At 65.5% G+C, this 26,896-nt stretch carries 22 protein-coding genes; 20 read left to right on the top strand and 2 right to left on the bottom strand.

What is annotated here, in order from left to right; translation table 11 throughout:
* Positions 1-18 precede the first annotated feature (18 nt).
* The 3 genes from ACQE2J_RS15345 (at position 19) to ACQE2J_RS15335 (ending at position 7,328) form a co-directional block, all read left to right on the top strand.
* Complete coding sequence (locus ACQE2J_RS15345; protein WP_426936543.1) at positions 19-3,876, top strand: efflux RND transporter permease subunit; 3,858 nt, start codon at positions 19-21, stop codon at positions 3,874-3,876.
* A 24-nt stretch (positions 3,877-3,900) separates the two neighbouring features.
* A complete protein-coding gene (locus ACQE2J_RS15340) occupies positions 3,901-4,662 on the top strand; it encodes a CPBP family intramembrane glutamic endopeptidase (protein WP_135537252.1) in 762 nt (253 codons plus the stop codon).
* A gap of 167 nt (positions 4,663-4,829) precedes the next feature.
* Positions 4,830-7,328 carry a PhoX family protein gene (locus tag ACQE2J_RS15335; protein ID WP_135537251.1) on the top strand — a complete coding sequence of 833 codons (2,499 nt, stop codon included), beginning with the start codon at positions 4,830-4,832 and terminating at the stop codon, positions 7,326-7,328.
* A gap of 217 nt (positions 7,329-7,545) precedes the next feature.
* Here the strand turns inward: ACQE2J_RS15335 and ACQE2J_RS15330 are convergent, their stop codons facing one another.
* A complete protein-coding gene (locus tag ACQE2J_RS15330; protein ID WP_135537250.1) occupies positions 7,546-8,187 on the bottom strand; it encodes a VOC family protein in 642 nt (213 codons plus the stop codon).
* Positions 8,188-8,351: 164 nt separating this feature from the next.
* Positions 8,352-8,840, bottom strand: a complete 489-nt coding sequence (locus ACQE2J_RS15325) for an inorganic diphosphatase (protein ID WP_135537249.1) — start codon at positions 8,838-8,840, stop codon at positions 8,352-8,354.
* A gap of 105 nt (positions 8,841-8,945) precedes the next feature.
* On the opposite strand from ACQE2J_RS15325, the gene dacB reads away from it, so the two are divergent.
* The 17 genes from dacB (at position 8,946) to ACQE2J_RS15240 (ending at position 26,847) form a co-directional block, all read left to right on the top strand.
* Complete coding sequence (dacB, locus tag ACQE2J_RS15320) at positions 8,946-10,484, top strand: D-alanyl-D-alanine carboxypeptidase/D-alanyl-D-alanine endopeptidase (protein ID WP_240689521.1); 1,539 nt, start codon at positions 8,946-8,948, stop codon at positions 10,482-10,484.
* Positions 10,469-11,497, top strand: coding sequence for a zinc-dependent metalloprotease (locus tag ACQE2J_RS15315; RefSeq protein ID WP_240689520.1), 1,029 nt, complete (start codon positions 10,469-10,471; stop codon positions 11,495-11,497). The genes dacB and ACQE2J_RS15315 overlap by 16 nt, the downstream gene beginning before the upstream one ends.
* A complete protein-coding gene (tilS, locus tag ACQE2J_RS15310; protein WP_135537248.1) occupies positions 11,490-12,542 on the top strand; it encodes a tRNA lysidine(34) synthetase TilS in 1,053 nt (350 codons plus the stop codon). The genes ACQE2J_RS15315 and tilS overlap by 8 nt, the downstream gene beginning before the upstream one ends.
* 215 nt (positions 12,543-12,757) lie before the next feature.
* Complete coding sequence (locus ACQE2J_RS15305) at positions 12,758-14,137, top strand: endonuclease/exonuclease/phosphatase family protein (protein WP_167854309.1); 1,380 nt, start codon at positions 12,758-12,760, stop codon at positions 14,135-14,137.
* 86 nt (positions 14,138-14,223) lie between these two features.
* Positions 14,224-15,495 carry a CynX/NimT family MFS transporter gene (locus ACQE2J_RS15300; RefSeq protein WP_425120284.1) on the top strand — a complete coding sequence of 424 codons (1,272 nt, stop codon included), beginning with the start codon at positions 14,224-14,226 and terminating at the stop codon, positions 15,493-15,495.
* A gap of 46 nt (positions 15,496-15,541) precedes the next feature.
* Positions 15,542-16,093 (top strand): hypoxanthine phosphoribosyltransferase, encoded by a 552-nt coding sequence (hpt, locus tag ACQE2J_RS15295; RefSeq protein ID WP_135537245.1) that lies wholly within the window; start codon positions 15,542-15,544, stop codon positions 16,091-16,093.
* 203 nt (positions 16,094-16,296) lie between these two features.
* The gene (ftsH, locus tag ACQE2J_RS15290) at positions 16,297-18,483 is read left to right on the top strand and encodes an ATP-dependent zinc metalloprotease FtsH (RefSeq protein ID WP_135537244.1); all 2,187 of its coding nucleotides are present in this window, start codon (positions 16,297-16,299) and stop codon (positions 18,481-18,483) included.
* On the top strand, positions 18,483-19,106 hold the full coding sequence (gene folE, locus ACQE2J_RS15285) for a GTP cyclohydrolase I FolE (RefSeq protein WP_135537243.1): 624 nt from the start codon (positions 18,483-18,485) through the stop codon (positions 19,104-19,106). Before ftsH ends, folE begins: the two co-directional genes overlap by 1 nt.
* Before the next feature lie 26 nt (positions 19,107-19,132).
* Positions 19,133-19,984 (top strand): dihydropteroate synthase, encoded by an 852-nt coding sequence (gene folP / locus ACQE2J_RS15280; RefSeq protein WP_426936542.1) that lies wholly within the window; start codon positions 19,133-19,135, stop codon positions 19,982-19,984.
* Positions 19,981-20,880 (top strand): 2-amino-4-hydroxy-6-hydroxymethyldihydropteridine diphosphokinase, encoded by a 900-nt coding sequence (folK, locus tag ACQE2J_RS15275; RefSeq protein ID WP_135537242.1) that lies wholly within the window; start codon positions 19,981-19,983, stop codon positions 20,878-20,880. The genes folP and folK overlap by 4 nt, the downstream gene beginning before the upstream one ends.
* Before the next feature lie 28 nt (positions 20,881-20,908).
* Positions 20,909-21,370, top strand: coding sequence for a DUF3180 domain-containing protein (locus ACQE2J_RS15270; protein ID WP_135537241.1), 462 nt, complete (start codon positions 20,909-20,911; stop codon positions 21,368-21,370).
* Positions 21,367-21,867, top strand: a complete 501-nt coding sequence (locus tag ACQE2J_RS15265) for a PH domain-containing protein (protein WP_135537240.1) — start codon at positions 21,367-21,369, stop codon at positions 21,865-21,867. The genes ACQE2J_RS15270 and ACQE2J_RS15265 overlap by 4 nt, the downstream gene beginning before the upstream one ends.
* A 2-nt stretch (positions 21,868-21,869) precedes the next feature.
* A complete protein-coding gene (locus ACQE2J_RS15260) occupies positions 21,870-23,807 on the top strand; it encodes a PH domain-containing protein (RefSeq protein WP_426936541.1) in 1,938 nt (645 codons plus the stop codon).
* Positions 23,804-24,694, top strand: coding sequence for a Rossmann-like and DUF2520 domain-containing protein (locus ACQE2J_RS15255; protein WP_135537238.1), 891 nt, complete (start codon positions 23,804-23,806; stop codon positions 24,692-24,694). The genes ACQE2J_RS15260 and ACQE2J_RS15255 overlap by 4 nt, the downstream gene beginning before the upstream one ends.
* 44 nt (positions 24,695-24,738) lie before the next feature.
* A complete protein-coding gene (gene lysS, locus ACQE2J_RS15250) occupies positions 24,739-26,298 on the top strand; it encodes a lysine--tRNA ligase (protein WP_426936540.1) in 1,560 nt (519 codons plus the stop codon).
* A 5-nt stretch (positions 26,299-26,303) separates the two neighbouring features.
* Positions 26,304-26,549 (top strand): hypothetical protein, encoded by a 246-nt coding sequence (locus ACQE2J_RS15245; RefSeq protein ID WP_426936539.1) that lies wholly within the window; start codon positions 26,304-26,306, stop codon positions 26,547-26,549.
* Positions 26,515-26,847: a histone-like nucleoid-structuring protein Lsr2 gene (locus ACQE2J_RS15240; protein WP_135537235.1), complete on the top strand. Its 333-nt coding sequence runs from the start codon at positions 26,515-26,517 to the stop codon at positions 26,845-26,847. Before ACQE2J_RS15245 ends, ACQE2J_RS15240 begins: the two co-directional genes overlap by 35 nt.
* The last annotated feature ends 49 nt before the right edge of the window (positions 26,848-26,896 follow it).

Genomic DNA, 26,896 nt, shown 5'->3' with positions numbered 1-26,896 from the left:
GACCAGAAAGTCCCCTCTGTGAGTTTCCTGACCCGGCTGAGCTTGAAGAACCGGGCGCTCATCGCGCTCATCTCCGTCGTTGCCGTGATCTTCGGCGTCATCGGAGCCGGTGCGCTCAAGCAAGAGCTCTTCCCATCCCTCGACAATCCCCAGGCGACGGTCACCGCCTCCTATGAAGGCGCCACCCCCGAGGCCGTCGAATCCGAAGTCACCGACCCGTTGGAAGGTGCGCTGACCGCCCTGCCCGAGGTCGAAGACATGACTTCGACCTCTTCTGCCGGCAGTGCGCAGATCACGGTGAGCACGAAGTACGGCGACGACTCCGACGATGTCGTCAGAGCCCTGCAGCGCGCCGTGTCCCAGGTGCAGCCGAGCCTGCCCGACGGGGTCGAACCCAATGTCATGATGATGGGCACCGACGATATCCCGGTGCTCGCCCTGTCGGTGACCTCCGACGCCGATGAGGACCATCTGGCGGCGAACCTCGAAGACATCGTCGAACCGGAACTGAAGAAGATCGACGGAGTCTCCCAGGTCCAGATCGCCGGGGCGAAGACCAAACAGGTCGAGATCAGCATCCGTCGTGACGATCTCGAGGATGAAGGGGCGAACCTCGACGAGGTGGCCGGAATCCTCCAGTCCAACGGTGTGCCCACCTCGGCGGGTGAACTCAAGGGCGCCGACGGTGCGGCCCCTGTCGAGGTCGGCACCCGGATCCGGTCGATCGATGCGATCAAGGATCTCGTCATCTCCGGCAAGGATGGCCCGATCAAGGTCTCCGACGTCGCGGATGTCGAACTCGTCGACGAACCGGTCGAGTCGATCTCCCGGACCAACGGCCAGCCTTCGCTGTCGGTGTCGGTGATGAAGGAGTCCGACGCGAACACCGTCGATGTCTCGCACGCGGTGGCCGACAAACTGCCCGAGCTCGAGAAGATGATGGGCGAGAACACGAAGTTCGTCTCCGCCTTCGACCAGGCACCCTTCATCGAACAGTCCATCGACGACCTGCTCCACGAGGGCGGACTCGGCCTGATCTTCGCCGTCCTCGTCATCCTCGTCTTCCTGCTCTCGGTGCGGGCGACGATCATCACCGCAATCTCGATCCCGCTGTCGCTGCTCATCGCGCTCGTCGGCCTGTGGATGGGCGGGGAGACGCTGAATATGCTCACCCTCGGCGCGCTGACGATCTCCGTCGGCCGCGTCGTCGATGACTCCATCGTCGTCATCGAAGCGATCAGACGACGGCACGCCTCCGGCGGTGACAAGTTCTCGAACATCCTCGCCGCAGTCTCCGAAGTCGCCGGCGCGATCACCGCCTCGACTCTGACGACGGTCGCCGTGTTCCTGCCGCTGGCGTTCGTCACCGGGCAGACCGGTGAGATGTTCCGTCCCTTCGCGCTGACCGCCACGATCGCTCTCCTGTCGTCGCTGTTCGTCGCTTTGACGATCGTTCCGGTGCTTGCCTATTGGTTCCTGCGCCAACGCGAGTCGAAGGTCAAGCTCACCCGGGCGGAGAAGGCGGAGATCCGCCGCAGCCGCAAGTCGATGCTCGCGCAGTGGCGGACGGAGAAGAAGGCCGCGAAGAAGGCGGAGAAGAACCGCGACATCGTCGCTGCCGGCGCCGACGCCGAAGACACCGCAGCCGTCGACGAGGCCGCAGGGGCACGCGCCGCTGGACCTGTCGGTGTGAGCGCCGACGGCCCGCGCTACGGCGAATCCGAGGACGGCACACAGGAAGTCGACGAGCTCGCCGGAATGCATTCGCCGGTGACACGTCTGCAGAAGACCTACATGCCGGCCATCGCGTTCTCGACGAAGCACCCGCTGGTGATGATCCTCATCGCCGTGCTCGTGCTCGCCGGCACCGGTGCGATGATCCCGCAGCTGAAGACCGAACTGTTCGGCGACACCGGTCAGGACTCCCTGCAGGTCTCGCAGGCCTTCGATCCGGGCACCGACCTCGACGAAGCGTCGAAACAGGCGGAGAAGGTCGAAGACGTCCTCGCCGACAACTCCGATGTCGACAACTACCAGCTGTCGCTGGGCGGGACGACATTCGGGTTCACCGATGACTCCTCGCTGACGGGCACCTATATCGTCAACACGAAATCCGGTGTCTCTGCGGAGTCGATCTCCACCGACCTGCAGAAGGACTTCGACGGTCTCAAGGACGTCGGTGAGGTCGAGGTGCTCAGCCAGAGTTCGACACCCGGGGCGCAGACGATCGACATCACGCTCTCGGCCACGGACGCCAAGGAGCTCGAGGCCGCGACGAAGAAGGTCACTGACCAGCTCGAGGGAGTCTCCAGCGCGCAGTCGGTGACCAGCGACATCGAGTCGGTTCAGCCCGTCATCGAGGTCAAAGTCGATCATAAGAAGGCCGCAGAAGAGAACCTCACCGAGGCGGCCATCGGCCAGTATGTGCAGCGTGCCATGCACGGTCAGCAGGTGGGCGAAGTCGTCATCGACGATGTCTCCCACTCGGTGCTGCTCTTCGACCGCAATGCCGATACGGTGAAGAAGCTGCGCGATCTGAAGATCCCCGGCAAGCCGAAGGAAGCGGCCCCCGCTCCCGGCGGGGCAGGGGCAGCCGGCGGTGCAGACGATGCCGGCGCAGCCGGTGATGCTGGAGCGGCCGGAGGCGCCGGAGACGCCGGAGCGGCTGGAGGTGCCGGAGACGCCGGTGCTGCCGGAGACGCTGGCGGTGCGGGCGGTGCCGGTGCGGCCGGCGGCGACCCGAACGCGGGTGCTCCCGCGGTGACCGGGGAACCGCGGTTCATCAAGCTCGACGATGTTGCGGAAGTCAAGGAGATCAAGACCGCTCCAACGATCCGTCACACGGATGCGCAGCGTTCGACGACCGTGTCTGTGACCCCGGAGGGTGATGACCTCGGTGCCGTGTCGACAGAGGTGCAGTCCGCTCTCGACGATGTCGACCTGCCCGAATCGGTCAGCGTCGACACCGGCGGTGCGACTCAGGAGCAGAACGACGCGTTCGCTCAGCTGGGCCTGGCGATGCTCGCTGCGATCCTCATCGTCTTCGTCATCATGGTCGCCACGTTCAAGTCGCTGCTGCAGCCGCTGATCCTCCTCGTCTCGATCCCGTTCGCGGCCACCGGTTCGGTTGCGCTTTCGCTCATCACCGACACCCCACTGGGGCTGACATCGATGATCGGTCTGCTCATGCTCATCGGCATCGTGGTCACGAACGCGATCGTGCTCATCGACCTCATCAACCACTTCCGTCTGCGTGGAGTGGATCTGCGCACGGCGGTCGTCCACGGTGCGAGGCTGCGTTTCCGTCCGATCCTCATGACCGCAGCCGCGACGATCTTCGCGCTGCTGCCCATGGCACTGGGTCTGACCGGTGGGGGAGTGTTCATCTCGAAGCCGTTGGCGATCGTCGTCATCGGCGGCCTGGTCAGCTCGACGCTGCTCACGCTCATCCTCGTGCCCGTGCTCTACCTCCTGCTCGAGGGAGTCAAGGAACGGCGTGCGGAGAAGCGGTACGTGAAGAACATGGCCCGCGGCGAGGTCCTCGACTCGGCCGAGGCACGTGCGGAAGCGCCCGATCGGGATTCGACTCGGCTGGAGGACGAGCCGCGGCCGACCGATTCCGGTGCAGCCGCCTCGGTGACGGATGAACCCACACCGGCAGCAGACGAAGGCGGAGCCGGAGCAGCAGAGTCCGACTCGGACGAACCCGGCACCGGTGAGCCCGGCTCGGACCAACCCGGCACCGGTGAGCCCGGCTCGGATGAACCCAGAACGGGCCGTCCCGAGGCAGCCGGACGCGGCAGCGCGGATTCGGACTTCACACTGCGCAGCCACAACCCGCGCCACGACGACGGAGGCAGCGAACCCAAGCACTGAGCCGACCCGGCTACAGTGGGGTGCATGATGACCGAGCTCGAACGGCAGGAGAGAAAGCGCCTGTGGTTCGAGCTCGGTGTCGTTGCGGCCCTGTCCCTGGGCCAATCGGCCGTCTACGCGGTCGTGCGGCTGGCCGATATCCTCACCCGAGGACCCATCGGCGAAGCCCAAGCCAAACTCAACACCTCGCAGTCCCAGCGGCCCGGCTTCGACCTCATCTACCAGATGTTCGACATCGGATTCAGCCTCGTTCCCGTCCTCCTCGCTCTCTACCTGCTCACCCGCGATGCCGGACATCGGAGCCTGAGCGGCCGCCTCGGCGTCGACGGGCACCGACTCCGAGACCTCGGGCACGGCAGCCTCATCTTCGTCATCATCGGCATCGGCACCCTCGGGATGTACGCGACCGGGAGGGCACTCGGGATCACTGCCGAGCTCCAACCGTCCAACCTCGGCGATCATTGGTGGACGATTCCGGTTCTCATCCTCGCCGCGGCGAAGAACGGCATCCTCGAAGAGGTCCTCATCTTCGGATTCGGCGCCGACCGTCTGCGGCGGCTGGGATATGGGCCGTGGACGATCATCATCTCTCTGGCGATCTTCCGGGCCAGCTACCATCTCTATCAGGGGATCGGGCCGTTCCTCGGCAACATCGCCATGGGCATCATCTTCGGCTGGTACTTCCTGCGCCGCGGTCGACTGATGCCGCTGGTGTGGGCGCACTTCATCATCGACGCGGTCGGTTTCCTGGCCCCGGGAGTGCTCACACTCATCGATTTCGGCTGAGGCCCGAACATGCACTCGTCCACACGGATTCATCCTCAGTTCACCGACGGGTCGTCACAGGGCTTCCTGCCGATGGAAGTCTCGATCGGGTGAGCCTTTCCGGGTCGTGCCGTCATCCGGTGCGGGCCGCGGAAGGGGAGAGACAATCCGATACGAGGAGAGAACCGATGAGAACCCTGCTGCCGATGGCCAACCACGTGCGCGGCAAGCGCAGCCCCGTCACCTGCGCTCTCAAGTGCGACAACGCGTGTCTCAAGGCCACCTGCAACACATCGGCGAACGGTTACTTCCGCGATATCGTCAATGCGAAGCTCAGCCGTCGCGCGGTCCTCGGCGCCTCCGCCGCCGGTGCCCTGGCGATCGCTGTGACCACTGCGCCCAGCCCGACCGCGCGCAGCGCCGCGGCCGCGACCGCCGGCAGCCTCGCCTTCACTGCCATCGACCCCGTCCAGCATGAAGTCGACGAATTCATCGTCCCCGACGGTTACACCTGGCACCCGATCGTGCGCTGGGGCGACCCACTGTTCCCCGACGCCCCCAAGTTCGATCCCGAGAACCAGACCCCGGAGGCCCAGCGTCGCCAATTCGGCTACAACAACGACTATCTGTCCATCCAGGTCGACGACAGCGATTCGAACCGGGCACTGCTGTTCTCCAACCAGGAGTACACGAACGACGCCATCATGTACCCCGACGACATGGATGGGGACGACCAACGAGCGATCAGCCGCGAAGCACACGGACTGACCGTGGCCGAACTCACCCGCAAGGACGAGAAGTCGACGTGGACGGTCGACGTCAATGGCAAGAAGAACCGCCGGTTCCTCATCGACACCGAATACGAGTTCACCGGTCCCGCCGCCGGAACCGATCTGCTGCGGACGAAGGACTACCCGAACGGCGACAAGGTCCAGGGCACCGTCGGCAACTGCTCTGGTGGGCTCACCCCGTGGGGCACCGTGGTCTCCGGTGAGGAGAACTTCAACTCGTACTTCAGAACACCGGGCACCTCGGCGGAGGACAAACGCTACGGCCTGAGCAGCGACGAATCGGCGAATGGCTGGGAAGCCGATCTCGACCGATTCGACACGAACAACGCCGGCTACGCCAACGAAGCGAACCGGTTCGGCTGGATCGTCGAGGTCGACCCGTGGGACCCGACCTCCACTCCGCACAAACACACGAACATGGGCCGGTTCAAACATGAAGGCGCGAACATCACGATCTCCGACTCGGGGCACGCCGTGGCCTATATGGGAGACGACGAGAAGTTCGACTACCTGTACAAGTTCGTGTCGAAGGGCACCTATGTCGAAGGCGACCGCGAACACAACAAGACCCTGCTGACCGCAGGCGACCTCTACGTCGCGAAGTTCACCGGCAACTCGCCGAAGTCCGAGATCGACGGGAGCGGCGAAGTGCCCGCCGACGGCGAATTCGATGGCAGCGGACAGTGGCTGCCGCTGCTCAAGGACGGCCAGTCCCAGGTCTCGGGATTCTCCGTCGAAGAGGTCCTCGTCCATACACGCCTCGCCGCCGATAAGGTCGGTCCGACGAAGATGGACCGGTGCGAAGACGTCGAACCAAACCCGGTCAACGGTCGCATCTACGTCGCCTGCACGAACAACTCCGATCGCGGCACCGACGGAAAGGCGGCCGCCGACGAAGCGAACCCGCGGACCGAGAACCGCGACGGTCACATCGTCGAAATCACGGAACGCTCAGGCGACCATACGGGCACCCAGTTCGACTGGACGCTGCTCATCGTCTGCGGTGACCCGAAACAGGGAGACGCCACCTACTTCTCCGGATTCCCCGAAGATCAGGTCTCACCGATCTCATGTCCGGACAACGTCGCCTTCGACACGGCCGGGAACCTGTGGATCTCCACCGACGGCGCTCCCGACGGCATCGGGTACTGCGATGGTCTGTTCAAGGTCACGATCGACGGCAGCCAGCGCGGACGGGTCGAACAGTTCCTCTCCGTTCCACGCGAGGCAGAGGTCTGCGGGCCGCTCGTGCACGACGATTACGATTCGGCGTTCGTCGCCGTCCAACACCCGGGCGAAGACGGGTCCTGGTCAGACCAGCATTCGCGCTTCCCCGACTATGTGGATGAGACCGATGTCGAAAAGGGGGTGGCTGCGCTGCCGCGACCGACCGTTGTCCAGGTGATCAAGGGAGACGGCGGCTCGGCGCCGGACCCGACGGATCCGCCGAAGGACCAGGACGCCGAGGCCGATGGTTCAGATGCCGGTGGTGCCGATGCCGGTGAGAACGGCAGCGCCGACGGCACCGGATCGGATGAGAACGCCGATGCGAAAGGTGACACGACCGGAAGCGGCGCTGACAGCTCGGGGTCGACGGCTGGATCCCAGGACGGAGCGAAGGACGCCGCAGCCGCGGGAGCGGCCTCGAGCGGAGGCAGTGACGCAGGCTCCTCCGCCGGCAGCGCAGGCTCCGGATCGAGCAGCTCAGGCGGCGGTTCGGGATCCGGCGGCGAGCTGCCGTGGACCGGTTCGGACAGCACGCTGCCTCTGCTCGGCGGGGGTGCCGGGCTGCTCGCCGTCGGCGGAGCCATGGCCACGGCCGCTCATATGCGTCGGAAGAATGCATCACCCGCGGACGGCACCGGGGAGTCGGTCGAGGAGACCCACGCCGAGTGACCCCAGTTCGGCCGCCACTTGGCTGAAAGATGCAGAAGGGCAGCGCGGGAGAAACCGCTGACGTCGAGTTCAGGACGGCCTGTGATGGAATCCAGTACCGGATTCAGCACAGACCGTCCTGAACTCCGTCGCATCACCGGTCTTCGGCCATAGTCGGCCGGCGCCGCGGCGTGGGGCCGGCGTCGCGGCCGGCACCGACGCCTCGAGGTCGGCCATCTCAGATGGTGACGGACCCGTTCTTCGTCTCGAAGCTCACCGACATAATGCCCGGCGTCCCGTGGGGTGCGGACCAGTCGATGTGGATCTCCGGGATCGGCTTCGCGTCCTGAGTACCCAGCCAATCACGCAGTCGATCACGGTCGCCCGCGATCTGCAGCGTGTCGATGGCGACAGCGGGATTCGTCTTATAGGTCGACGGATGCTGTGAGGAATCGGCAGACCACTTGATGAAGAACGGCAGCTGGGGGTCGGCGATGAGCCCCTTGATGCCGATCTGCAGCCACTTGAGTTCCAAACCGGACTCCGGTGTGCGGTTGCCGTCGACGGCTTTGCGCTCGAGGCGGGTTTCGACCGCGGCGAGATCTTCGACCGAGACGCACCAGCCCATCCAGCCGCCGCCGAGCTCGGAGCGAGCTCGCACTGCCTGACCGAAAGGGGTTGAGAGAGCGGCCGGGTGCTCCAAGGCTTCTACGACTTCGAGATAGTGGCCGTTCGCGAGGGGGAAGATGAGATTTCTGGTGCCGAATCGAGGATGCACACCGCCGTCGTAGGGAACCACACCGAGCTTCTCCGAGATCCGCTCGGCCGTCGCACGGTAGCCATCAGGTTCACTGGCGTATGACACATGATCGAGTTTCATGACTCGACGATGGCATAACCTGGCTCACACTGCCCCTTAGGGTGACCTAAGAAATCGTGAGCATCGTCACTCGTCGGTGCCGGTCAGCAGGTCACCCGCCCACATGACACGACCGCCCGGATGACATCATCCGGGCGGTCAGGTGCGTTTGAGGGGGGAGCGGCTCAGTGGCCCTCCGCCTTGAAGCGCTCGATGGAGGCGTTGACCTCGGCCTCGGCGGCTTCCCGGCCGGCCCAGCTCGAACCCTTGACGTACTTTCCGGGCTCGAGGTCCTTGTAGCGGTTGAAGAAGTGCTCGATCGAGTCGAGCATGAACTTGTCCACATCCGAGATGTCCGTGTAGGACTCCCAGCGGGGGTCACCGGCGGGCACGGCGAGGACCTTGTCGTCGCCTCCGGCCTCGTCCTCCATCTGGAACATGCCGATGGGGCGGACGTCGATGAGCACACCGGGGAACAGCGGTTCGGGCAGCAGCACGAGAACGTCGAGGGGGTCACCGTCGTTGCCGAGCGTGTCCTCGATGAAGCCGTAATCGGCGGGGTACTGCATCGAGGTGTAGAGATAGCGGTCGAGCTTGACACGACCGGTCTCATGGTCGACTTCGTACTTGATGCGGGATCCGCGCGGGATCTCGATTGTGGCCAACAGTTCCATAGTGCTCCTTCACGTTAGGGGTGCATCACTAGAATAGATGGTACAAGTCCCCGTCACCGTCCACCGACGGCGGCCTTCTCGGCCGTCGAGGAATGAGAAGCGCGTTTGAACGACATCCCCGATGAGCCGAAGACTGCGGACTCGACGGACTCCGATTCCCCGCGCTCCGATGCCGTGAAGCGTCGACGCCGCAGGGGAAGAGGCGGGGCGATCACTGCCGGGGTCCTCGTCCTGGCACTCGGTGCCTACGCGGCCGTCGACGCCTTCGACCTCGTCCCCGGGCTGCCCGGCGTGCTGACCACGGAGCCGCCGATCTCCGTCCAAGCTGTGCCGAATCCCCAAGCGCAGGCAAAGGAAGTGCCCGCCCCCGCCTCGGCGGTGGCAGACTCCGCCTCCGTGCCGACGAAGGTTGAGAAGAAGATCGCGCCCATCCTCAAGGATTCGAAGGTCAAGGGCTTCGGCCTCGAAGTCCGGGACGGACTCTCCGACGAGGTCCTCTATGCGAAGAACGAAACGAAACCGCGCACTCCCGCCTCGGTGACGAAGGTGCTCACCGCGGCAGCGGCGCTGAAATCCATCGGCGGTCAGGCGCGGTTGGCGACGACGGCGGACTTCGACGCCGATGCCAACACCCTGACCCTGACCGGAGGAGGGGACGTGCTCCTGGGAGCCGGGGACTCCGATCCCGGTTCGGTCAACGGGCACGGTGGGCTGCGGACCTTGGCCGAGGACACTGCGCAGGCCCTCAAAGACGACGACATCACCGAGGTGGCGCTCGCGCTGGACACGAGTAGGTACACCGGTGAGGACTTCGACTCCGGATGGGACCGCGCTGACATCGCCAAGGGTGTGATCACCCCGATCCAACCGCTCATGGTCGACACCGCCTACATCGGACCGAAGGACCGGGAATGGCGAGCCCGCAGCGAGCACCCGGCCGCCGACGCGCTGAAGGTCTTCGCGAAGGAACTGAAGAAAGCCGGGATCACCACGACCGCAGCAGACGACGACGCAGAAGCGAAGAGCAGCGCCGACAGTGATGCTGGTTCGCAGGAGTCCGAGGACGGTGCTGGCGCGAACGGGAAGGAGCTCGCACGGGTCGAGTCGGCGACGATCTCCGAGATCGTCGAATACGCGCTCGTCCACAGTGACAACGTGGTCGCCGAGGTGCTCGGCAACGAGGTTGCCATCGCCCAGGGCGAGGACGGCAGTCTCGAGGCCGGACCGCAGGCCGTGCTCAAAACCCTCGGCGATTCGGTCGACCTCGGCCGCACCCGCCTCGTGGACACTTCGGGCCTGTCCTATGACAACCGGATCGCCCCGCACGACCTCACGACGATCCTCCAAGCCTCCGTCGTCGCCGATGACTCCCTGGCCGGCCTCATCAGCTACTTTCCGGTCGGCGGTCTCACCGGCACCCTGCACGACCGGTTTGTGGACGAGAAGAACGCCTCCGGCAGTGTGCATGCGAAGACCGGGACACTGTCGACCGTGACCTCCCTGGCCGGTGGGGTCCTCGATGCCGAAGGCCGCTACCTCGTGTTCTCCATCCAAATCGACGACGTGGACAAGGACAAGATCTTGGAAGCCAGAAAGACCGTGGACGACATCGTCACCGCACTCGCGAATTGCGGCTGCCGATGATCGTCGATGAGAAGTTCGCCGCCCGCACCGCACGTGAGCTCGTCTCCGCGGCGAAGGTCCCCGATGCCCGCGTCCTCGACGAGCTCGTGGCCGGGATGAAGGACAATGCGCTGACCGCGCAGGACCTCGTGCTCGATTCGTTCCTGCTCGAACCCGCCCACGCCGATGACGTGCGGGCGCGCCTGGCGGCCGGGTCCGTGCTCGTGCTCGACCAGGTCGGCTGGGTCAAGGCCAATGCGCAATCCCTCAACGGGATGGTCGACGAGGCGGCCCTGCCCGCCCCCGTGACACCGGCCACCGCGAAGGGGGCCGCGGTCGAGGTCGCCGGTGTCCTGTCTCTGCTCTCGACGCGCGTGCTCGGCCAGTTCGACCCTTTCGCCGTCGAAGCCGGACGGCTGATGTTCGTCGCTCCGGCGGTGCTCATCGCCGAGGAGGCGATGGGCGTGGACGAGCGCGACTTCCGGATGTGGGTGGCGCTGCACGAAGCGACCCACCAGGTGCAGTTCGCCACCGCGCCCTGGCTGCGCGACCACATGCGCTCCCTGCTCTCCGGGGCGGTGTCGACCAGGGTGAAGATGCCCGGAGTCGGTGGAATCGTCGAGCTCTTCGCCACGCTCGGGCGGATCGTCAAGGGCGAAGCCAGCCTCGTCGATCTCATCCGCGATGAAGAGATGCGCGCGGCACTCGATGAGGCGACGGCGATCCTGTCCCTGCTCGAAGGCCATGCCGATGTCGTCATGGACGAGGTCGGTGCCGGGGTGATCCCGAGCGTGCGGAAGCTGCGCCGGAAGTTCGAAGCCCGCCGGGACGCCGGGCAGGGCGGACTGCTCACGAACCTGCTGGGGATGGATCTCAAACTCGCCCAGTACCGCGACGGGGCGAAGTTCGTCCGAGCCGTCCGCAGCGAGGTCGGACAGAAGGGATTCTCCCGCATCTTCGCAGCACCCGAGAATCTGCCGCGCACCGCTGAGATCCACGAACCGCAGCTCTGGCTCGAGAGGATCCATGGCTGAGCACTCTGAGCGCTCCTCGCCGAGGCGGCCCACCCTCGACCCGGCCAGCGGCGCCGTCCGCAACGCGGTGCGATCCGCTCTCGCAGCGGCCTCCGAATCGCGGAGGCCGCCGTCGGTTGGGAGCGCAACTGAGCCCCGGGCGCCCGGGATCATCGTCGCTGTCTCCGGGGGCGCAGACTCGATGGCGCTGCTGCATGCCTGTGCCTTCCTCCACCGGCGAGGCGAAGTGCGTGCCCGCGTCCTCACCGTCGACCACGGACTCCAGAGCGGTTCAGCCGAAGTGGCCCGTCACGTCGTCGACACCGCCGAATCCTGGGGCGTTCCCGCCGACCTGGTCCGTGTCGAGATCACCGCGGGGGAGGAGGGACTCGAAGCCGCGGCACGAACTGCCCGCTACGCCGCGCTCGAGACCGCACGGACAGCGGCAGGTGCCGACTGGATTCTCACCGCCCACACCCGCAGCGACCAGGCCGAGACCGTCCTCCTCGGACTCATGCGCGGTTCGGGCACCCGGTCGCTGGCGGGGATGAGCCCGCAGACGGGTCGGCTGCTGCGTCCCCTGCTCGGCCTCGACCGGGAGCAGACGGAAGCCTCCTGCCGGGCGCAGGACATCGAGGTCTGGAACGACCCGATGAACGTCGACACCGCGTTCACCCGGGTGCGGGCGCGACAGCTGCTCGCCGGCCTCGAAACCGAGCTCGGCCAACCCATCACGGCGAACCTCGCCCGCACCGCCGACCTGTGCCGTGCAGACGCCGACTGCCTCGACGCCCAGGCCGAGGAAATCAGCGCCGAGATCGGCGTCGATGCGCAGCTGCCGCTGGCCGACCTCACCGAGTGTGCGGATGCGATCCTGCACCGGGTGCTGCGGAACTGGCTGCTTCGCTGCGGAGTTCCTGCCCAGAACCTCGGCGCCGTGCGGGTGGCAGAGCTCGGCGCGCTCGTCCGCGGCAGCGGCCGCGGTCGACTCTCCCTGCCGGGAGACAACGAGGTCCTCGTCGAGCCGGGCAGAGCGGTGTTCCAGGCTGCCGCGAAGGCACGGTGAGACGGTCTGCGCCGTAATGGGCACGAGAGCTACGATGTCCCAGGTCAGCACCCTTCCCGACAGAAAGGTTCCTTGTGTTCCGAGTGTTTCGACGGCGAAGCTCCCTGCTCTGCGCTGGATCAGCGCTGGCTCTGGCTCTGGGGAATTCGCTTGGTTCCGTACCCGCAGCGGCTGCGGAGGCGCAGCCACCGCAGAAGCCCACCGACGAGATCACAGTGCTGCAGCTGAATATCTGGCATCAGGGGACTCAGATCTCCGATGGGATCGCGACCATCGCCGACATCGTCGAAGAGACCGAAGCGGACATCGTCATGCTCTCCGAGGCCGGCCCCGCAGCTGACTCGATCAGGCGTGAACTGAACAGGCGCGGCCACGACACCTCCAGCAGATCCTCCACGGACGCAGGAATCATCTCCCGGTTCCCCATCACCGAGTCGTCGGTGGCTGAGGGTTTCGCCCGAGCCGTCCTCGACGTCGGCGATCAGGAGCTCGCGGTGTATTCCGGTCACCTCGAGTACCGGTACTACGCGAACTACCTGCCTCGCGGATACGGGGGAGGGACTCCGCCCCCGCTGCCGACGAGCGAATACGGCTGGGACGAGATTCCAACCGGACCCATCACCGATCTCGACCTGATCACGAAGATCAACCGCGAATCGGGCCGCAGCGAAGCCGTGGCCCGAACGGTCGCAGCCGCCGAGGATGACCGCAGCCAGGACCGCTCAGTGCTCATCGGAGGTGACTTCAACGAACCCTCGCATCTCGATTGGACCGAACGGGCCAAGGACGAGCACGACCACAACGGCGTCGTCATGCCGTGGGATTCGACGCTGGAGCTGGAGAAGGGCGGATACGTCGACGCCTATCGAGACGTCCATCCCGATGAGATCACCCATCCCGGAGTGACCTGGCCTGCCGGCAACACCGACTTCCCCACATCCGAGCTGAGCTGGACTCCGAAAGCGGACGAACGCGATCGCATCGACTTCGTCTTCCATTCCGGCGATGACGACCTTCAGGCCACCTCTGCTCAACTCGTGGGACCGCGCACCTCGGTCGTGCGCGATGAGTTCGTCGAGGAGGAGTCGCAGGACGAATTCTTCACGCCCGAGGCCGACTGGCCCACCGACCACAAGGGCAACCTCATCACGTACAGCCTTGGGGGCGAAGACGAAGAGCCGACGCCCGGCGATGACGGGGACTCGACGGCAGAGGGTGCCGACGCCGACACCGGTTCGGACGGCGGCTCCGACCGCGGTGACGAGGTCGACGCCGATGCTGCCGCAGAAGCGGACTCCGCCTCGGCCTCGGATGCGAACAGCTCGAGCAGCACCGGTGGTGGCTCTGAGGCGTCCGACGCGGGGGCGTCATCGGAGGCTTCGGCGAAGGCCGTCGACACCGCGAGCTCTGCCGACAACTCGTCCGATGACACCTCGTCCGGCGGCACCGCGGGCTCGGATGATTCGGAGGCTTCTCGCCCGGTGGGAGACCTTCCGCGGACCGGAGGCGGCATTGTCGGTCTCGGAGTCGGTGCGGTGCTCATCGGTCTGGGCGCCGTCGCAGTCGCGATCGCCAGGCGTCCCGGCAGGATCTGATCCTCTCACCGCCCTTCGCCCGCGCGGCAGGTCGTGTTGCCGACCCGCCGCGCGGGCGAGTGGCCCTGGTCTGAAAGGATGAGCCCATGACGTCTTCGACCGAGCTCGGGTTCCGCCGCTCGCGGGGCCTGGACATCCTGGCCCTGGCCTGCCTCGTCCTCATCGCCGCCTCTCTCAGACCCGCGGCTTCGTCACTCGGCCCGGTGCTCTCCGAGGTCAAAGACGGCTTCTCACTCGCCGAATGGCAGACCGGCCTGCTCACCGCACTGCCGGGACTCGTGTTCGCGATCTGCGGCATCATCGCCGTGCCCCTGCTCAAACGCCTCGGCCTGTTCTCGGCTCTGGCCATGAGCGCGGCATTCATCGTCGTCGGCATCGGCCTGCGCGCCCTCGTCACCGAATGGGTGGCCTTCGCTCTGCTCACCGTCCTCGCTCTGGCCGGTATGTCGATCGGCAACGTCATCCTGCCCGTCTACGTCAAGTCCCGCTTCCCACACCGACCCACCCTCGGCTCCACGACATTCACCGTCTCCCTCGGCCTCGGTTCGATGCTGCCGTCGCTGTTCACCGCGCCCTTGGCCGAGAGTTTCGGCGGGTGGCGTGTCGGCCTCGGGTTCTGGCTCGTGCTGCCGCTGTCGGCCCTCATCACCTGGACGGTGCTGCGAACACTGAAGTCCGTGCCCATCCTCTCCGGCCAGGTCGCAGACCCCGGTGACGAACGGGAGGGACGGCCGCCTCGGCGATCGGTGCTCTCCTCACCGAAAGCTCGGTACATGGCGATGTTCTTCGGACTCCAATCGGCCAACGCCTACGTCCAATTCGGGTGGGTGCCGCAGATCTACCGCGACGCCGGGCTCGACCCCTTCCTCGCCGGAATCATGCTCACCATCGTGACCTTCGGCGGTCTGCCCGGAGGGTTCCTCGCCCCGCAGATCATCGTTCGGAACATCGCCCCACGCGCCTTCCTCGTCTCATTCGGTGTCAGCGCCGTCATCGGATACATGGGCCTGCTGCTCATTCCGGCCACCACACCATGGGTCTGGGCGGTCCTGCTCGGCTACGGCGGCTTCGCGTTCCCCGCCGCCCTGGCCCTCATCACCTCCCGCACCCGAGACGTGTCCGTCACCGCTTCGACCTCGGCATTCGTGCAGTCCTCGGGCTATGTGCTCGCGGCCATCGGCCCCCTGGCCGTCGGCGGGCTGCTCGGCTGGAGCGGGGGCTGGCAGGTGCCGCTGTGGTTCATGGTCATCATCTCCGCGCTCATGGCGATCACCGGCTGGCTCTCGGCCGGTCCCGGCAACGTCGACGAAGAGTTGGCTCCGGACACCCGGCACAGTGGCACCGGTGAGGCCAAGTGACCCATAATGGAATCTCCAGGACCCCATCTGAGGAGAATCGACACTCGTGGACATCAACGATCTCGGCAATGACATCGAAAAGGTACTCGTCTCGGAAGAGCAGATAGCCGCACGACTCGTTGAACTGGCAGCCGCCATCGATGAAGACTACAAAGACAAAGACATCCTCCTCGTCGGCGTCCTCAAGGGTGCTGTCATGGTCATGGCCGACCTCGCCCGCGCCCTGCACTCACCGGTGACGATGGACTGGATGGCCGTGTCCTCCTACGGATCGGGCACCAAGTCCTCCGGCGTCGTGCGCATCCTCAAGGACCTCGACACCGACCTCACCGACCGTCACGTCCTCATCGTCGAAGACATCATCGACTCCGGACTGACCCTGTCCTGGCTGGTCCAGAACCTGCGCACCCGCGGAGCCTCCACCGTCGAGATCTGCACAATGCTGCGCAAGCCCGAAGCTCTCAAGGTCGACATCGACGTGAAGTACGTCGGTTTCGACGTGCCCAACGAATTCGTCATCGGCTACGGACTCGACTATGCGGAGAAGTACCGCAATGTGCCCTTCGTCGCGACCCTGGCTCAGCACGTCTACAGCTGAGGCGGAACACCGCTGCAGCTGAGGTGGAATGCTGCCGCGAATTTACGCTTGCGGCGAACCTCACCTCGGCCCGGTGCCTGTGACGGAATAGATCAGCGGCGCATTCGGGCTGTACCGGTGTGAAGTACTAGGCTGTGGGGGATGTTCCCAGGCAGCCTCGGTAGCCTGAAACGGTTGCCCATATCTTTTTCCTGAGAGGACTTATGGCCGAGTCGAACAAACGTCGCCCCCTGTTCACCAAGGCGACGAAGGGCCCGTTGGTCTGGATCGTCATGGCGCTGCTCGTGGTGTCGATCGGTGCACTGCTGTTCAGTCAGAGCGGCTTCAGCCAGATCGACACCGAACAGGGTCTGCAGCTGCTGGATGACGACAAGGTCGAACAGGCCAAGATCGTCGACAAGGACCAGCGCGTCGACCTCACTCTCAAGGACGATTTCAAGGTCGACGGCAAGGACTTCGGCAAGAAGGTCCAGTTCTTCTACGTCGACCAGCGCGGAGAGCAGGTCGTCAAGGCCGTCGACTCCGCCCAACCCGATAAGGGATTCACCGACGAGGTGCCCAAGCAGTCCTGGCTGATGTCGCTGCTGGGCACGCTCATTCCGTTCGTCATCATCTTCGTCGTCTTCTGGTTCCTCATCTCCCAGATGTCGGGCGGGAAGATGATGAACTTCGGCAAATCGAAGGCGAAGCTCGTCAACAAGGAGAACCCGGACGTCACCTTCGGGGACGTCGCGGGAGTCGACGAGGCTCTCGAGGAACTCGAAGAGATCAAGGAATTCCTCGCCGAGCCCGAGAAGTTCAAGGCTGTGGGGGCGAAGATCCCCAAGGGCGTGCTCCTCTACGGCCAGCCCGGCACCGGCAAGACCCTGCTGGCCAAGGCCGTCGCGGGCGAGGCCGGAGTGCCCTTCTACTCGATCTCCGGCTCCGACTTCGTCGAAATGTACGTCGGCGTCGGCGCCTCCCGTGTCCGCGACCTGTTCGATCAGGCGAAGAACAACGCCCCGTGCATCATCTTCATCGACGAGATCGACGCCGTCGGTCGTCAGCGCGGCGCCGGCATGGGCGGCGGCCATGACGAGCGCGAGCAGACACTCAACCAGCTGCTCGTCGAGATGGACGGCTTCGACGTCAAGACCAACGTCATCCTCATCGCCGCCACCAACCGTCCCGACGTCCTCGACCCGGCGCTGCTGCGCCCGGGCCGCTTCGATCGGCAGATCCCCGTCGAAGCCCCGGACATGAAGGGCCGTAAGCACATCCTCGAGGTCCACGCGGCGGACAAACCGCTGGCCGAAGAGGTCGACCTCGGGCAGGTCGCCAAGCGCACCCCCGGATTCTCCGGTGCGGACCTTGCCAACGTCCTCAATGAGGCGGCCCTGCTCACCGCCCGTGAGAATGCGAAGGTCATCGACAACCGAATCCTCGACGAAGCGATCGACCGAGTCATCGCCGGCCCGCAGAAGCGGACCCGCCTGATGAACGACAAGGAGCGCCTCGTCACCGCCTACCACGAGGGTGGGCACGCACTCGTGGCAGCGGCGATGAATCAGACCGACCCGGTCACGAAGGTCACGATCCTTCCGCGCGGACGGGCGCTGGGCTACACCATGGTGCTGCCGAGCGAAGACAAGTACTCGACAACCCGCAACGAACTGCTCGACCAGCTCGCCTACGCGATCGGCGGTCGGGTCGCCGAGGAGATCGTCTTCCACGATCCGACCACCGGGGCCAGCAACGACATCGAGAAGGCGACGAACATCGCCCGGAAGATGGTCACCCAGTACGGCATGTCCGAGAAGCTGGGCATGGTCAAGATCGGCGATGACCAGTCCGAGCCCTTCGCCGGACGCGGCTACGGCGGCGGCGACGAATACGGAGACTCGACCCTGTCCTCGATCGACCGTGAGGTCCGCGGGCTCATCGACTCCGCCCACGCCGATGCCTACTGGGCGCTGACGCACAACCGCGATGTCCTCGACAACCTCGCATACCAGCTGCTGGAACGGGAGACCCTCGACCAGGCGGCACTCGATGCGATCTTCGCCGACGTCGTCAAACGTCCCATCCGCGAGGTGTGGCTGGCCCACGACGAACGTCCGGTGTCCGCACGCGGTCCCATCGAACCGCCGGCACCGCAGAACGATCGAAACGCCGGAGAAGGACCCGGCGGAGCCGAGGTCGATACCACCGACATTCCTGGTGCCGGTCCCTCGGGAGCGAGCGGGCCACAGGTTCCGCACAACCCACCCGGACCGCAGAACCCGAACGGACCCACCGGCCCGACCGGGCCGACGGGCGGGCCGACCGGACCCACTGGACCGAACGACGGGCCCGGCAGCACCGGACCGACGACGAACGATACAGACGAGAACAGAGGAAGCAACGACTGATGGCCGATATCGAAGAGGTCTCCGCGGGCCTCGGCCGTGCCCCCGCCGGGCGTGAGAACAACGTCGATCAGGAGCGGATCTCCGCCGCGGTGCGCGAAATCCTCATCGCCGTGGGTGAAGACCCCGACCGGGAAGGTCTCGTCGAAACCCCGGCACGTGTGGCTCGAGCCTATGAAGAGATCTTCGCCGGCCTGCACCGCGACCCGTCCGAAGTCCTCGGCGTCACCTTCGACATCAGTCACGAAGAACTCGTCCTCGTCCGTGACATCGACCTGTACTCCACGTGCGAACACCACCTCGTGCCCTTCCACGGCGTCGCCCACATCGGCTATATTCCCAGCAGGAACGGCAAGGTCACCGGCCTGTCGAAGCTCGCCCGCCTCGTCGAGATCTATGCCCGTCGCCCGCAGGTGCAGGAACGGCTGACCGCGCAGATCGCCGACGCGCTCGTCGAACACCTCGACCCGCAGGGCGTCATCGTCGTCGTCGAAGCCGAACACCTGTGCATGACCATGCGCGGGGTGCGCAAGCCCGGTGCCTCGACGATCACCTCGGCCGTGCGCGGTCAGCTGCGCGACAGCGCCTCCCGAGCCGAAGCGATGAGCCTGATCCTCGGGCGCTGAGGGTCGGCAAAAGGGGCAGAGCAGCCATGCAGAAGACCACGAACAGCACCGCGACGGCCACGAAGATCATGGGCGTCCTCAACGTCACGCCCGACTCGTTCTCCGACGGCGGACGCTACTTCGACCATGATCGAGCCGTCGCCCACGGCCTCGAACTCATGGCCACCGGAGCCGACATCATCGACGTCGGCGGCGAATCGACCAGGCCCGGATCGGCCCGCGTCGACGAAGCCGAAGAGCTGCGCCGAGTCGTCCCCGTCGTCCGTGATCTCGCGGCCGCCGGCGCCGTGATCAGCGTCGACACCATGCGCGCCAGCGTCGCCCGAGACTCTCTGGCCGCGGGAGCCCACATCATCAACGACGTCTCCGCCGGACAGTCGGATCCGACCATGCTCAGCGTCGCCGCCGAGACCGGCGCCCCGATCGTGCTCATGCACTGGCGCGGCTACCTCGACCAGGCTTCCGCGACCTTCCACTACGACGACGTCGTCGCCGAGGTCATCGGTGAGCTTCGGACCCGCATTGACGAAGCCATCGCCGTGGGAGTGAAGACGGAGAACATCATCGTCGACCCGGGTCTGGGATTCTCGAAGAACGCCGAACACAACTGGCAGCTGCTGGCCGCCCTGAATGAATTCGCAGCGCTCGACCACCGGCTCCTCGTCGCCGCCAGCCGGAAGCGCTTCATCGCCTCGCTCATCAGTCCCGACGATCCGAAACTCGCACAGCAGGCGGCGAAGGACCAGGCGACGGCGACGATCTCGGCGATCTCCGCGCAGGCGGGCGCCTGGGCCGTCCGCGTCCACGATCCGGCCACCTCGGCGATCGCCTGCAAGGTCATCGCGACCGTTGCCGCAGCGGGGGAGGAGCGGGCATGACCGGGCCCGAGGCGGCACCCGACCGCATCGAACTGCGCGGCCTCACCGTGCGCGGCAACCACGGGGTCTTCGACTTCGAGAAGCGCGAGGGTCAGGACTTCGTCATCGACGTCACCCTGCACACCTCGGTCGCCGCGGCCGCCGCCACCGACGACCTCACCGAGACCATCCACTACGGAGAACTCGCCGAGGATGTCGCCGCCATCGTCGAGGACAACACCTTCGACCTCATCGAAACCCTCGCCGAACGCATCGCCGAGCACTGCCTGAGCCTGTGCGCACACGTCGAAGTCGTCGTCCACAAACCCTCGGCTCCGATCCAACGCACCTTCGACGATGTGCGCATCCGAGTCGAACGCTTCCGCACCCCGGCCGGAGACAGCACGGGCCGCGCCGAGGCGTACCTCAACCTCGGCGCGAACTTGGGCGATGCCCGCGAGACCCTGGTCCAAGCCGTCGAAGCCCTCGACCGGCACCCGGACATCACGGTGGAGGCCCGATCCTCGTTCTACCGCACCGCCCCGTGGGGAGGCGTCGAACAGAACGACTTCCTCAACCTCGGACTGATCGTCGCGACCACCCTGCCGGCACTCGAGCTGCTTTCCGTGGCCCAGGGCATCGAGGTCGCCTGTGGGCGGACCCGGGAGTTGCGGTGGGGACCGCGGACCCTCGACATCGACCTCATCCGCTACGGCAGCGACACCGCCGAACTCGTCACCGAGACGAATCGACTGACGCTTCCGCACCCGCGCGCTCACGAACGGGCATTCGTGTTGGCCCCGTGGGCCGAACTCGTCGGCGAGACGATGGTGCGCACCCCGGACGGTGCGCGCCCGATCGGCGAGATCCTCGCCGAACTCGATGACCAGGACATCGCCCGGATCACATCTGGATAACCGACGCTGATCTGAGAGACTGGGAACCATGCAGAGAACCTCCTCGTCCACCCTCGCCGTCTGGGCCGTGATCGGCACGGTTCTCGCGGTCGTGGTCGATGTTGTGCTCGAAAGCCAAGGGTTCTCCCTTCCGGGAGTGCCGTGGTTCGCGATCATCGGCATGCTCGTCCTCGCCGCCGTCCTCCTGCTGCTGGGGTGGCCGATCAAGAAATGGAACGACGGCGACCGGACCAAGGAGATCGACCCTCTCCAAGCCGCACGAGTCGCGGTCATGGCCAAGGCCAGCGCACTGACCGGAGCCGGACTGGCCGGGTGGTATCTGGGCAACGCCGGCTACTACTTCCTGTCCACACCGGGCATCCGCAACGATCTGGCAGCAGGTATGCTTGTCGCCGTCATCTCTGCCGCGGTCCTCATGATCGTGGGCATCATCGTCGAGGGATTCTGCGAAATCCCACCCCAAGACCCGCCGGGAGCTGAAACAGCATGAACCGCGACCACTTCTTCACCATCGGTGCCGATGTGCCGTTCAACAGGGTGAGTCCGAAATATGGGGTGAAGGAAGTCCTTGCGAGCATGATCTTCCTGGTGCCGATGTTCATCGCGGCGCTCGTGTGCGCGATCATCTTCACCGCCGATGTGCCGTGGCTGCACCTGATCTGGATCGCGATTCTCGCCTACGGGATCGCCTCGACGATCATCGTCCTGCGCCAGGCTCGTGCGATCGGCTATGCCGAACGTGAAGACGACCTGCTCATCCGCCGCGGCATCATGTTCCACAAGGCCACCGTCGTCCCCTACGGACGCCTGCAGTTCGTCGACGTCGACGCCGGCCCGATCGACCGCATCTTCGGCCTCGCGACGGTCAAACTCCACACCGCTTCGGCCGCTACCGACGCCACCATTCCCGGGCTGCCCCGCGCCGAAGCCGATCGGTTGCGCGACAGCCTCGCCGGACTCGGCCAGGCCAATCTGGCGGGGCTGTGAACATGGCCGCAGACGAACCCGAGCAGAGCACCGAGGAAGCGGCCGCGTCGGCGCTGCCCGAGTCCGCCGAGGCCGGGCGCTCCGTGCACGCAGCGTCCCACAGTGACGTCTCCGATGCGCTGGAAGGCGCAGCGGCTCCGGAGATCTGGCATCGCGTCCACCCGCTGACGCCGATCATCGAAAGTCTTGCCGTCCTCGTCGGCATCTTCATCGCTGCCGCCTATGGGCTGCAGAATGTCTTCCAGAACGCCGTCGAGGATCTGGCCTCCGGCCGGGCGGTCGACCTCACGTTCGCCGAGTGGATCGGCGGTCACCCGCTGGCGATCCTCGGCATCGTCGGCGGCATCATCCTCGTCCTCCTGCTCACCGCGATGTTCAGCTGGCTGGCCTGGCGGGTCATGGGCTACCGAGTCGACGCCGAAGCGATCTACTACCGCCGAGGCCTGCTGTCGAAGAAGCTGCGCAAGGCCCGACTCGACCGAGTGCAGTCGATCGACCTGCAGCAGAAGCTGCTGCCCCGCGTGCTCGGCATGGCCGAACTCGTCTTCGACGTCGCCGGTGGCAGTGACTCGAACATCTCACTGAAGTACCTGTCGAAGAAGCGCGCCGAAGAGCTGCGTGACGAACTGCTGGCCGCGGTCAGGGCGAAGAAGAGGACCGACACTGCCGGGACGGCCGGACCCGACCGCCCCTCAGCTGGGGGTCCCTCAGCTGTGGGCCCCTCAGTCGCGGGGCCCTCGGGCAGCGGAGCGCACGCTGCGCAGGGCCTCCCCGAGGCCGAGCTCGCCGCGGACACTGCCGAGCCGGCGAGCTCCGGTGTCGACCGCAGCGTGCCCGAACGCCGTGACGACAGCATCGGCGTGAGGCTGAGCAAACGACTCGGTGCGATGGCCGATGATGTCTCCCACGAGGCCGAAGGCAGCCTCAACGAACTCCTTGCGCCGTACAATCTCTCGACCAGCGTCGGCAAGGAAGGTGAGATCATCCGTGTGCCCGTCCACCGGGTGGTCGTGGCCTCCCTGCTCAAGCCCGAGACCCTGATCTCTGCGGCCGTGGTCGTCATCGTCATCGTCATCGCGATCGTGCTCATGGCCATGGGCATCAAAGAGGCATTCATCCCGATGCTCGTCGGTGTCCTGCCGGGCATCTTCGCGGCCTTCTCCGTGTTCCGGAAGAACCTCGACAACGCGAACTTCGTCGTCCGCCTCGGCGAATCCGGTCTGGCCGTCAACCACGGGCTCTTCTCCACCTCGCGCAAAGTCATCCCGCTCGACCGAATCCAAGCGGTGTGTCTGTATCAGCCTCTGCTGTGGCGATGGGCCGGATGGTGGCAAGCCGAATACAACATCGCCAGCGCCGGCGGAGACCACGATACGAACCTGCTGCTGCCCGTCGGCGACCTCGACCAGGCTCTGCTCATGGTCGGACTGGCACTGCCCGATCCGCAGCTGGACGAAGGCGTGGGTGCCGACACTCTGGTGCGTTCGGCGATGTATGACCGGAAGTCCGCCGACCCGAACGCCGCCGCGGCGGAGGCGATGTTCCATCCGCAGCCGCGTTCCTCGCGGATCCTCGACCCCTTCGTGTGGAAGCGTCGCGCCTATGCCCTGACCGAATCGCTGCTTGTGCTCCGCCTCGGGGCATTCAACCGCCGCGTCGACTTCGTCCCCCATGTGCGGGTGCAGTCCCTGCGCTACCACCAGGGGCCACTGATGCGGGCGCTGGGACTGGGTTCGGTGGCCGTGCACTCGACCGCCGGTCCCGTCGACCCGCGAGTCACGCACCAGAGCGCCGAGGACGCCAAACGCTTCTTCACCGAACACGCCGAACGCACCCGACTGGCCCGGCAGCACTTCGATGCCGTGACCAAGGACGCGAAGACCGGACAGGCCGCTGTGCTCGAGCACAGCCCGAACCCCGCCGAGGAGGACGAACGATGAACCAGAGCGACGCCCCACGGCTGGGCATCGGCATCATCGGCTGCGGTCGAGTCGGAGCGAGCATCGGCGCCGCCTGGCGACAGGCCGGACACGCGATCGTCGGCGTCAGCGCCACCTCGCAGGCCAGCCGCGACAGAGCCGCTGACATGCTTCACGGAGTCCCCGTCCTCGACCCCGATGAGATCGCCGAACGCGCCGAACTCGTCCTCGTGGCTGTACCGGACGACGAGATCGCGCCACTGGTGACAGGGCTTGCGAACCTCGGACGCCTCCATCCCGGTCAGATCCTCGTGCACTGTTCGGGTCGATACGGCACAGAGGCCCTCGACGCCGGGACCCGCCTCGGGGCACTGCCCATCGCCCTGCACCCGTCGCTGACGTTCACGGGCACCGACGTCGACCTCACCCGCCTGCGGCAGGCGACGATCGCGGTCACCGCACCGGCACCGATCCGTCCGGTCGGCGAGGCGCTCGTCGTCGAACTCGGCGCCGAACCGATCGATATCGCCGAAGCCGACCGTCCCCTCTACCACGCCGCCATCACTCACGCCTCGAACCACTCGATCACGATCATCGCCGAAGCGATGGAGATGCTCACCGAGGCGGGGGTGAGCGATCCCGCCCATGTCCTCGGCGCCCTTGTCGACGCGAGTGTGGCCAACACCCTCCAGAACGGGCCGAAGGCCCTGACCGGACCGGTCAGTCGCGGCGATGTCGGAACCGTGGCCGCTCACCTGGCAGCGCTGAGCGAATTCAGTCTCAGCCGTTCCAACCCCGCCGCCCGCAACAGCTACATCGCGTTGGCCCGATCGACGACGTCGAAGGCGCTGGCGATGGGACGGATCACAGATGCGCAGGCACAGGAGATTCTGACGGTCCTCGAGTGATCGCCGAATTCCCCCGCGAGCCCGGTCCACGGTAGCCTTGAGGCATGGCGAACACCGACTCGAAGACACCTGAGAACGCAGACCTTTCACCCGAACATCTCGATCCGGAGCAGATCCGGTTCCGAAAGGAAAAGCGCCAGCGTCTCCTCGACGGCGGTACCGAAGCCTACCCCGTCTCGGTGCCTCGCACTCACAGTCTCGCCGACGTCCACGCCGCCCATGACGGGCTCGAAGCCGGTGAGGAGACCGAGGACATCGTCGGTGTCATCGGCCGTGTCGTCTTCGTCCGCACCACCGGCAAGCTCTGCTTCGTGACTCTGCAGGCCGGCGACGGAACCCGTCTGCAGGGGATGCTCTCTCTGCGCGAGGTCGGCCAGGACCGACTCGACGACTTCAAGTCCGATGTCGACCTCGGCGATTTCCTGTTCCTGCACGGCAAGGTCATCAAGTCCAAGCGCGGTGAGCTCTCCGTGCTCGCGGACTCCTGGCAGATGGCGTCGAAGGCCATCCGCCCTCTGCCGGGTCTGCACACCGAACTGGCCGAAGACACCCGCGTCCGTCAGCGCTACCTCGATCTCATCACCCGCGAACAGGCGCGGAAGACGATGCTCACCCGGGCGAAGGTGATGACCTCGCTGCGGCGGACCTTCGCCGAACAGGACTTCGTCGAGATCGAGACCCCGATGCTGCAGACCATGCACGGCGGTGCCTCGGCGCGTCCGTTCACGACGCACATGAACGCCTACGACATCGACATGTACCTGCGCATCGCGCCGGAGCTGTTCCTCAAGCGCGCCGTCGTCGGCGGAATCGAGAACGTCTTCGAGATCAACCGCAACTTCCGCAACGAAGGGGCGGACTCCACGCACTCGCCGGAATTCGCGATGCTCGAGTCCTATCAGTCCTTCGGTGACTACCACTCGATCGCGGATCTGACGAAGACTCTCATCCAGAACGCCGCGCAGGACGCGACCGGTTCGCTCGTGGTCACCCTCGAAGACGGCAGCGAATACGACTTCGGCGGCGATTGGGCCGTGGTGAGCATGTACGAATCCCTGTCCGCGGAATCCGGCGTCGAAGTCACCCCGGAGACCGGTCTCGATGTGCTGGACAAGATTGCCGCCGACAACGACGTGGACCTGTCCGGCGTCTTCCGCTCACACGGCAAATACGTCGAAGAGCTGTGGGAGCACTTCTACCAGGACCGGCTGTGGGCACCGACCTTCGTCACCGATTTCCCCGTCGACACCTCACCGCTGGTGCGTGAGCACCGGACGAAGAAGGGCGTCGTGGAGAAATGGGACCTCTACGTGCGCGGCTTTGAGCTGGCCACCGGCTACTCGGAGCTCGTCGACCCCATCATCCAGCGTGAGCGCTTCGAAGCGCAGGCAGCCGACGCCGCACGCGGCGACGACGAGGCCATGGGCCTCGACGAGGACTTCCTCATGGCCATGGAGCACGGAATGCCGCCGACCGGCGGAATGGGAATGGGACTGGACCGCCTGCTCATGGCATTGACCGGTTTGGGAATCCGCGAAACGATTCTGTTCCCATTCACCAAGCCTTTGGCGGCTTCACAGGAAGATACAGCTCAGGAGGGCTGATTACGATGCTCGATATCCTCAAAGCGCTTCTTCCATCGATCTGCGTGGCATTGCTGTTCTGGTATGTCTTCAAGAATATCGTGCGCGCAGATCGCAATGAACGCGAACAGGTCGATAAATACTATTCTGAAATTGACGTTAGCGAAGTCGACAATGCCCCGGAATCAGATGTTAAGATGACTGCGACAAATACTTCTGATTACGAAAAGAGTGAACATGGCAAGGGAAATGCGCCTCGTTCTCACGGATGATTTCGACGGATCCGAAGCGGCAGAGACCGTTCGCTTCAGCCTTGACCAGGCTACGTATGAACTCGAGCTCTCTACAGAGAATGCCGAAAAGCTCCGTGAGACGTTCGCCCCATTCATCGCGAAGGCACGTCGTGTAGCCAATACCGGCGGCCGCGGTCGGCGCGCCGGTTCGAGCGCCGGCCCCAAACGCGACACCGCGAAGATCCGCGAATGGGCTCAGAACAACGGATACCAGCTCGGTGACCGTGGCCGGATCCCACTGGAGATCGTCGAAGCCTACGAAGCCGCCGAGAAGTAAGAGGCCATTCGAAAGCTGAAATCAGCCAAACAGACCTGAGGGGTCAGCG

Source organism: Brevibacterium sp. LE-L, assembly GCF_050214925.1.
In the GTDB taxonomy this organism is placed as follows: domain Bacteria; phylum Actinomycetota; class Actinomycetes; order Actinomycetales; family Brevibacteriaceae; genus Brevibacterium.
Note: the sequence above shows the minus strand (reverse complement) of the source record. Positions and strands in the feature narration are given on the sequence as shown.

Excerpts from the sequence above, each read along its gene's own strand:
- ACQE2J_RS15340 (WP_135537252.1), top strand. The coding sequence starts at position 3,901 with ATGATGACCGAGCTCGAACGGCAGGAGAGAAAGCGCCTGTGGTTCGAG.
- ACQE2J_RS15335 (WP_135537251.1), top strand. The coding sequence starts at position 4,830 with ATGAGAACCCTGCTGCCGATGGCCAACCACGTGCGCGGCAAGCGCAGC.
- ACQE2J_RS15330 (WP_135537250.1), bottom strand. The coding sequence starts at position 8,187 with ATGAAACTCGATCATGTGTCATACGCCAGTGAACCTGATGGCTACCGT.
- ACQE2J_RS15325 (WP_135537249.1), bottom strand. The coding sequence starts at position 8,840 with ATGGAACTGTTGGCCACAATCGAGATCCCGCGCGGATCCCGCATCAAG.
- tilS (WP_135537248.1), top strand. The coding sequence starts at position 11,490 with ATGGCTGAGCACTCTGAGCGCTCCTCGCCGAGGCGGCCCACCCTCGAC.
- ACQE2J_RS15300 (WP_425120284.1), top strand. The coding sequence starts at position 14,224 with ATGACGTCTTCGACCGAGCTCGGGTTCCGCCGCTCGCGGGGCCTGGAC.
- ftsH (WP_135537244.1), top strand. The coding sequence starts at position 16,297 with ATGGCCGAGTCGAACAAACGTCGCCCCCTGTTCACCAAGGCGACGAAG.
- folE (WP_135537243.1), top strand. The coding sequence starts at position 18,483 with ATGGCCGATATCGAAGAGGTCTCCGCGGGCCTCGGCCGTGCCCCCGCC.
- folP (WP_426936542.1), top strand. The coding sequence starts at position 19,133 with ATGCAGAAGACCACGAACAGCACCGCGACGGCCACGAAGATCATGGGC.
- folK (WP_135537242.1), top strand. The coding sequence starts at position 19,981 with ATGACCGGGCCCGAGGCGGCACCCGACCGCATCGAACTGCGCGGCCTC.
- ACQE2J_RS15270 (WP_135537241.1), top strand. The coding sequence starts at position 20,909 with ATGCAGAGAACCTCCTCGTCCACCCTCGCCGTCTGGGCCGTGATCGGC.
- ACQE2J_RS15265 (WP_135537240.1), top strand. The coding sequence starts at position 21,367 with ATGAACCGCGACCACTTCTTCACCATCGGTGCCGATGTGCCGTTCAAC.
- ACQE2J_RS15260 (WP_426936541.1), top strand. The coding sequence starts at position 21,870 with ATGGCCGCAGACGAACCCGAGCAGAGCACCGAGGAAGCGGCCGCGTCG.
- ACQE2J_RS15255 (WP_135537238.1), top strand. The coding sequence starts at position 23,804 with ATGAACCAGAGCGACGCCCCACGGCTGGGCATCGGCATCATCGGCTGC.
- lysS (WP_426936540.1), top strand. The coding sequence starts at position 24,739 with ATGGCGAACACCGACTCGAAGACACCTGAGAACGCAGACCTTTCACCC.
- ACQE2J_RS15245 (WP_426936539.1), top strand. The coding sequence starts at position 26,304 with ATGCTCGATATCCTCAAAGCGCTTCTTCCATCGATCTGCGTGGCATTG.
- ACQE2J_RS15240 (WP_135537235.1), top strand. The coding sequence starts at position 26,515 with ATGGCAAGGGAAATGCGCCTCGTTCTCACGGATGATTTCGACGGATCC.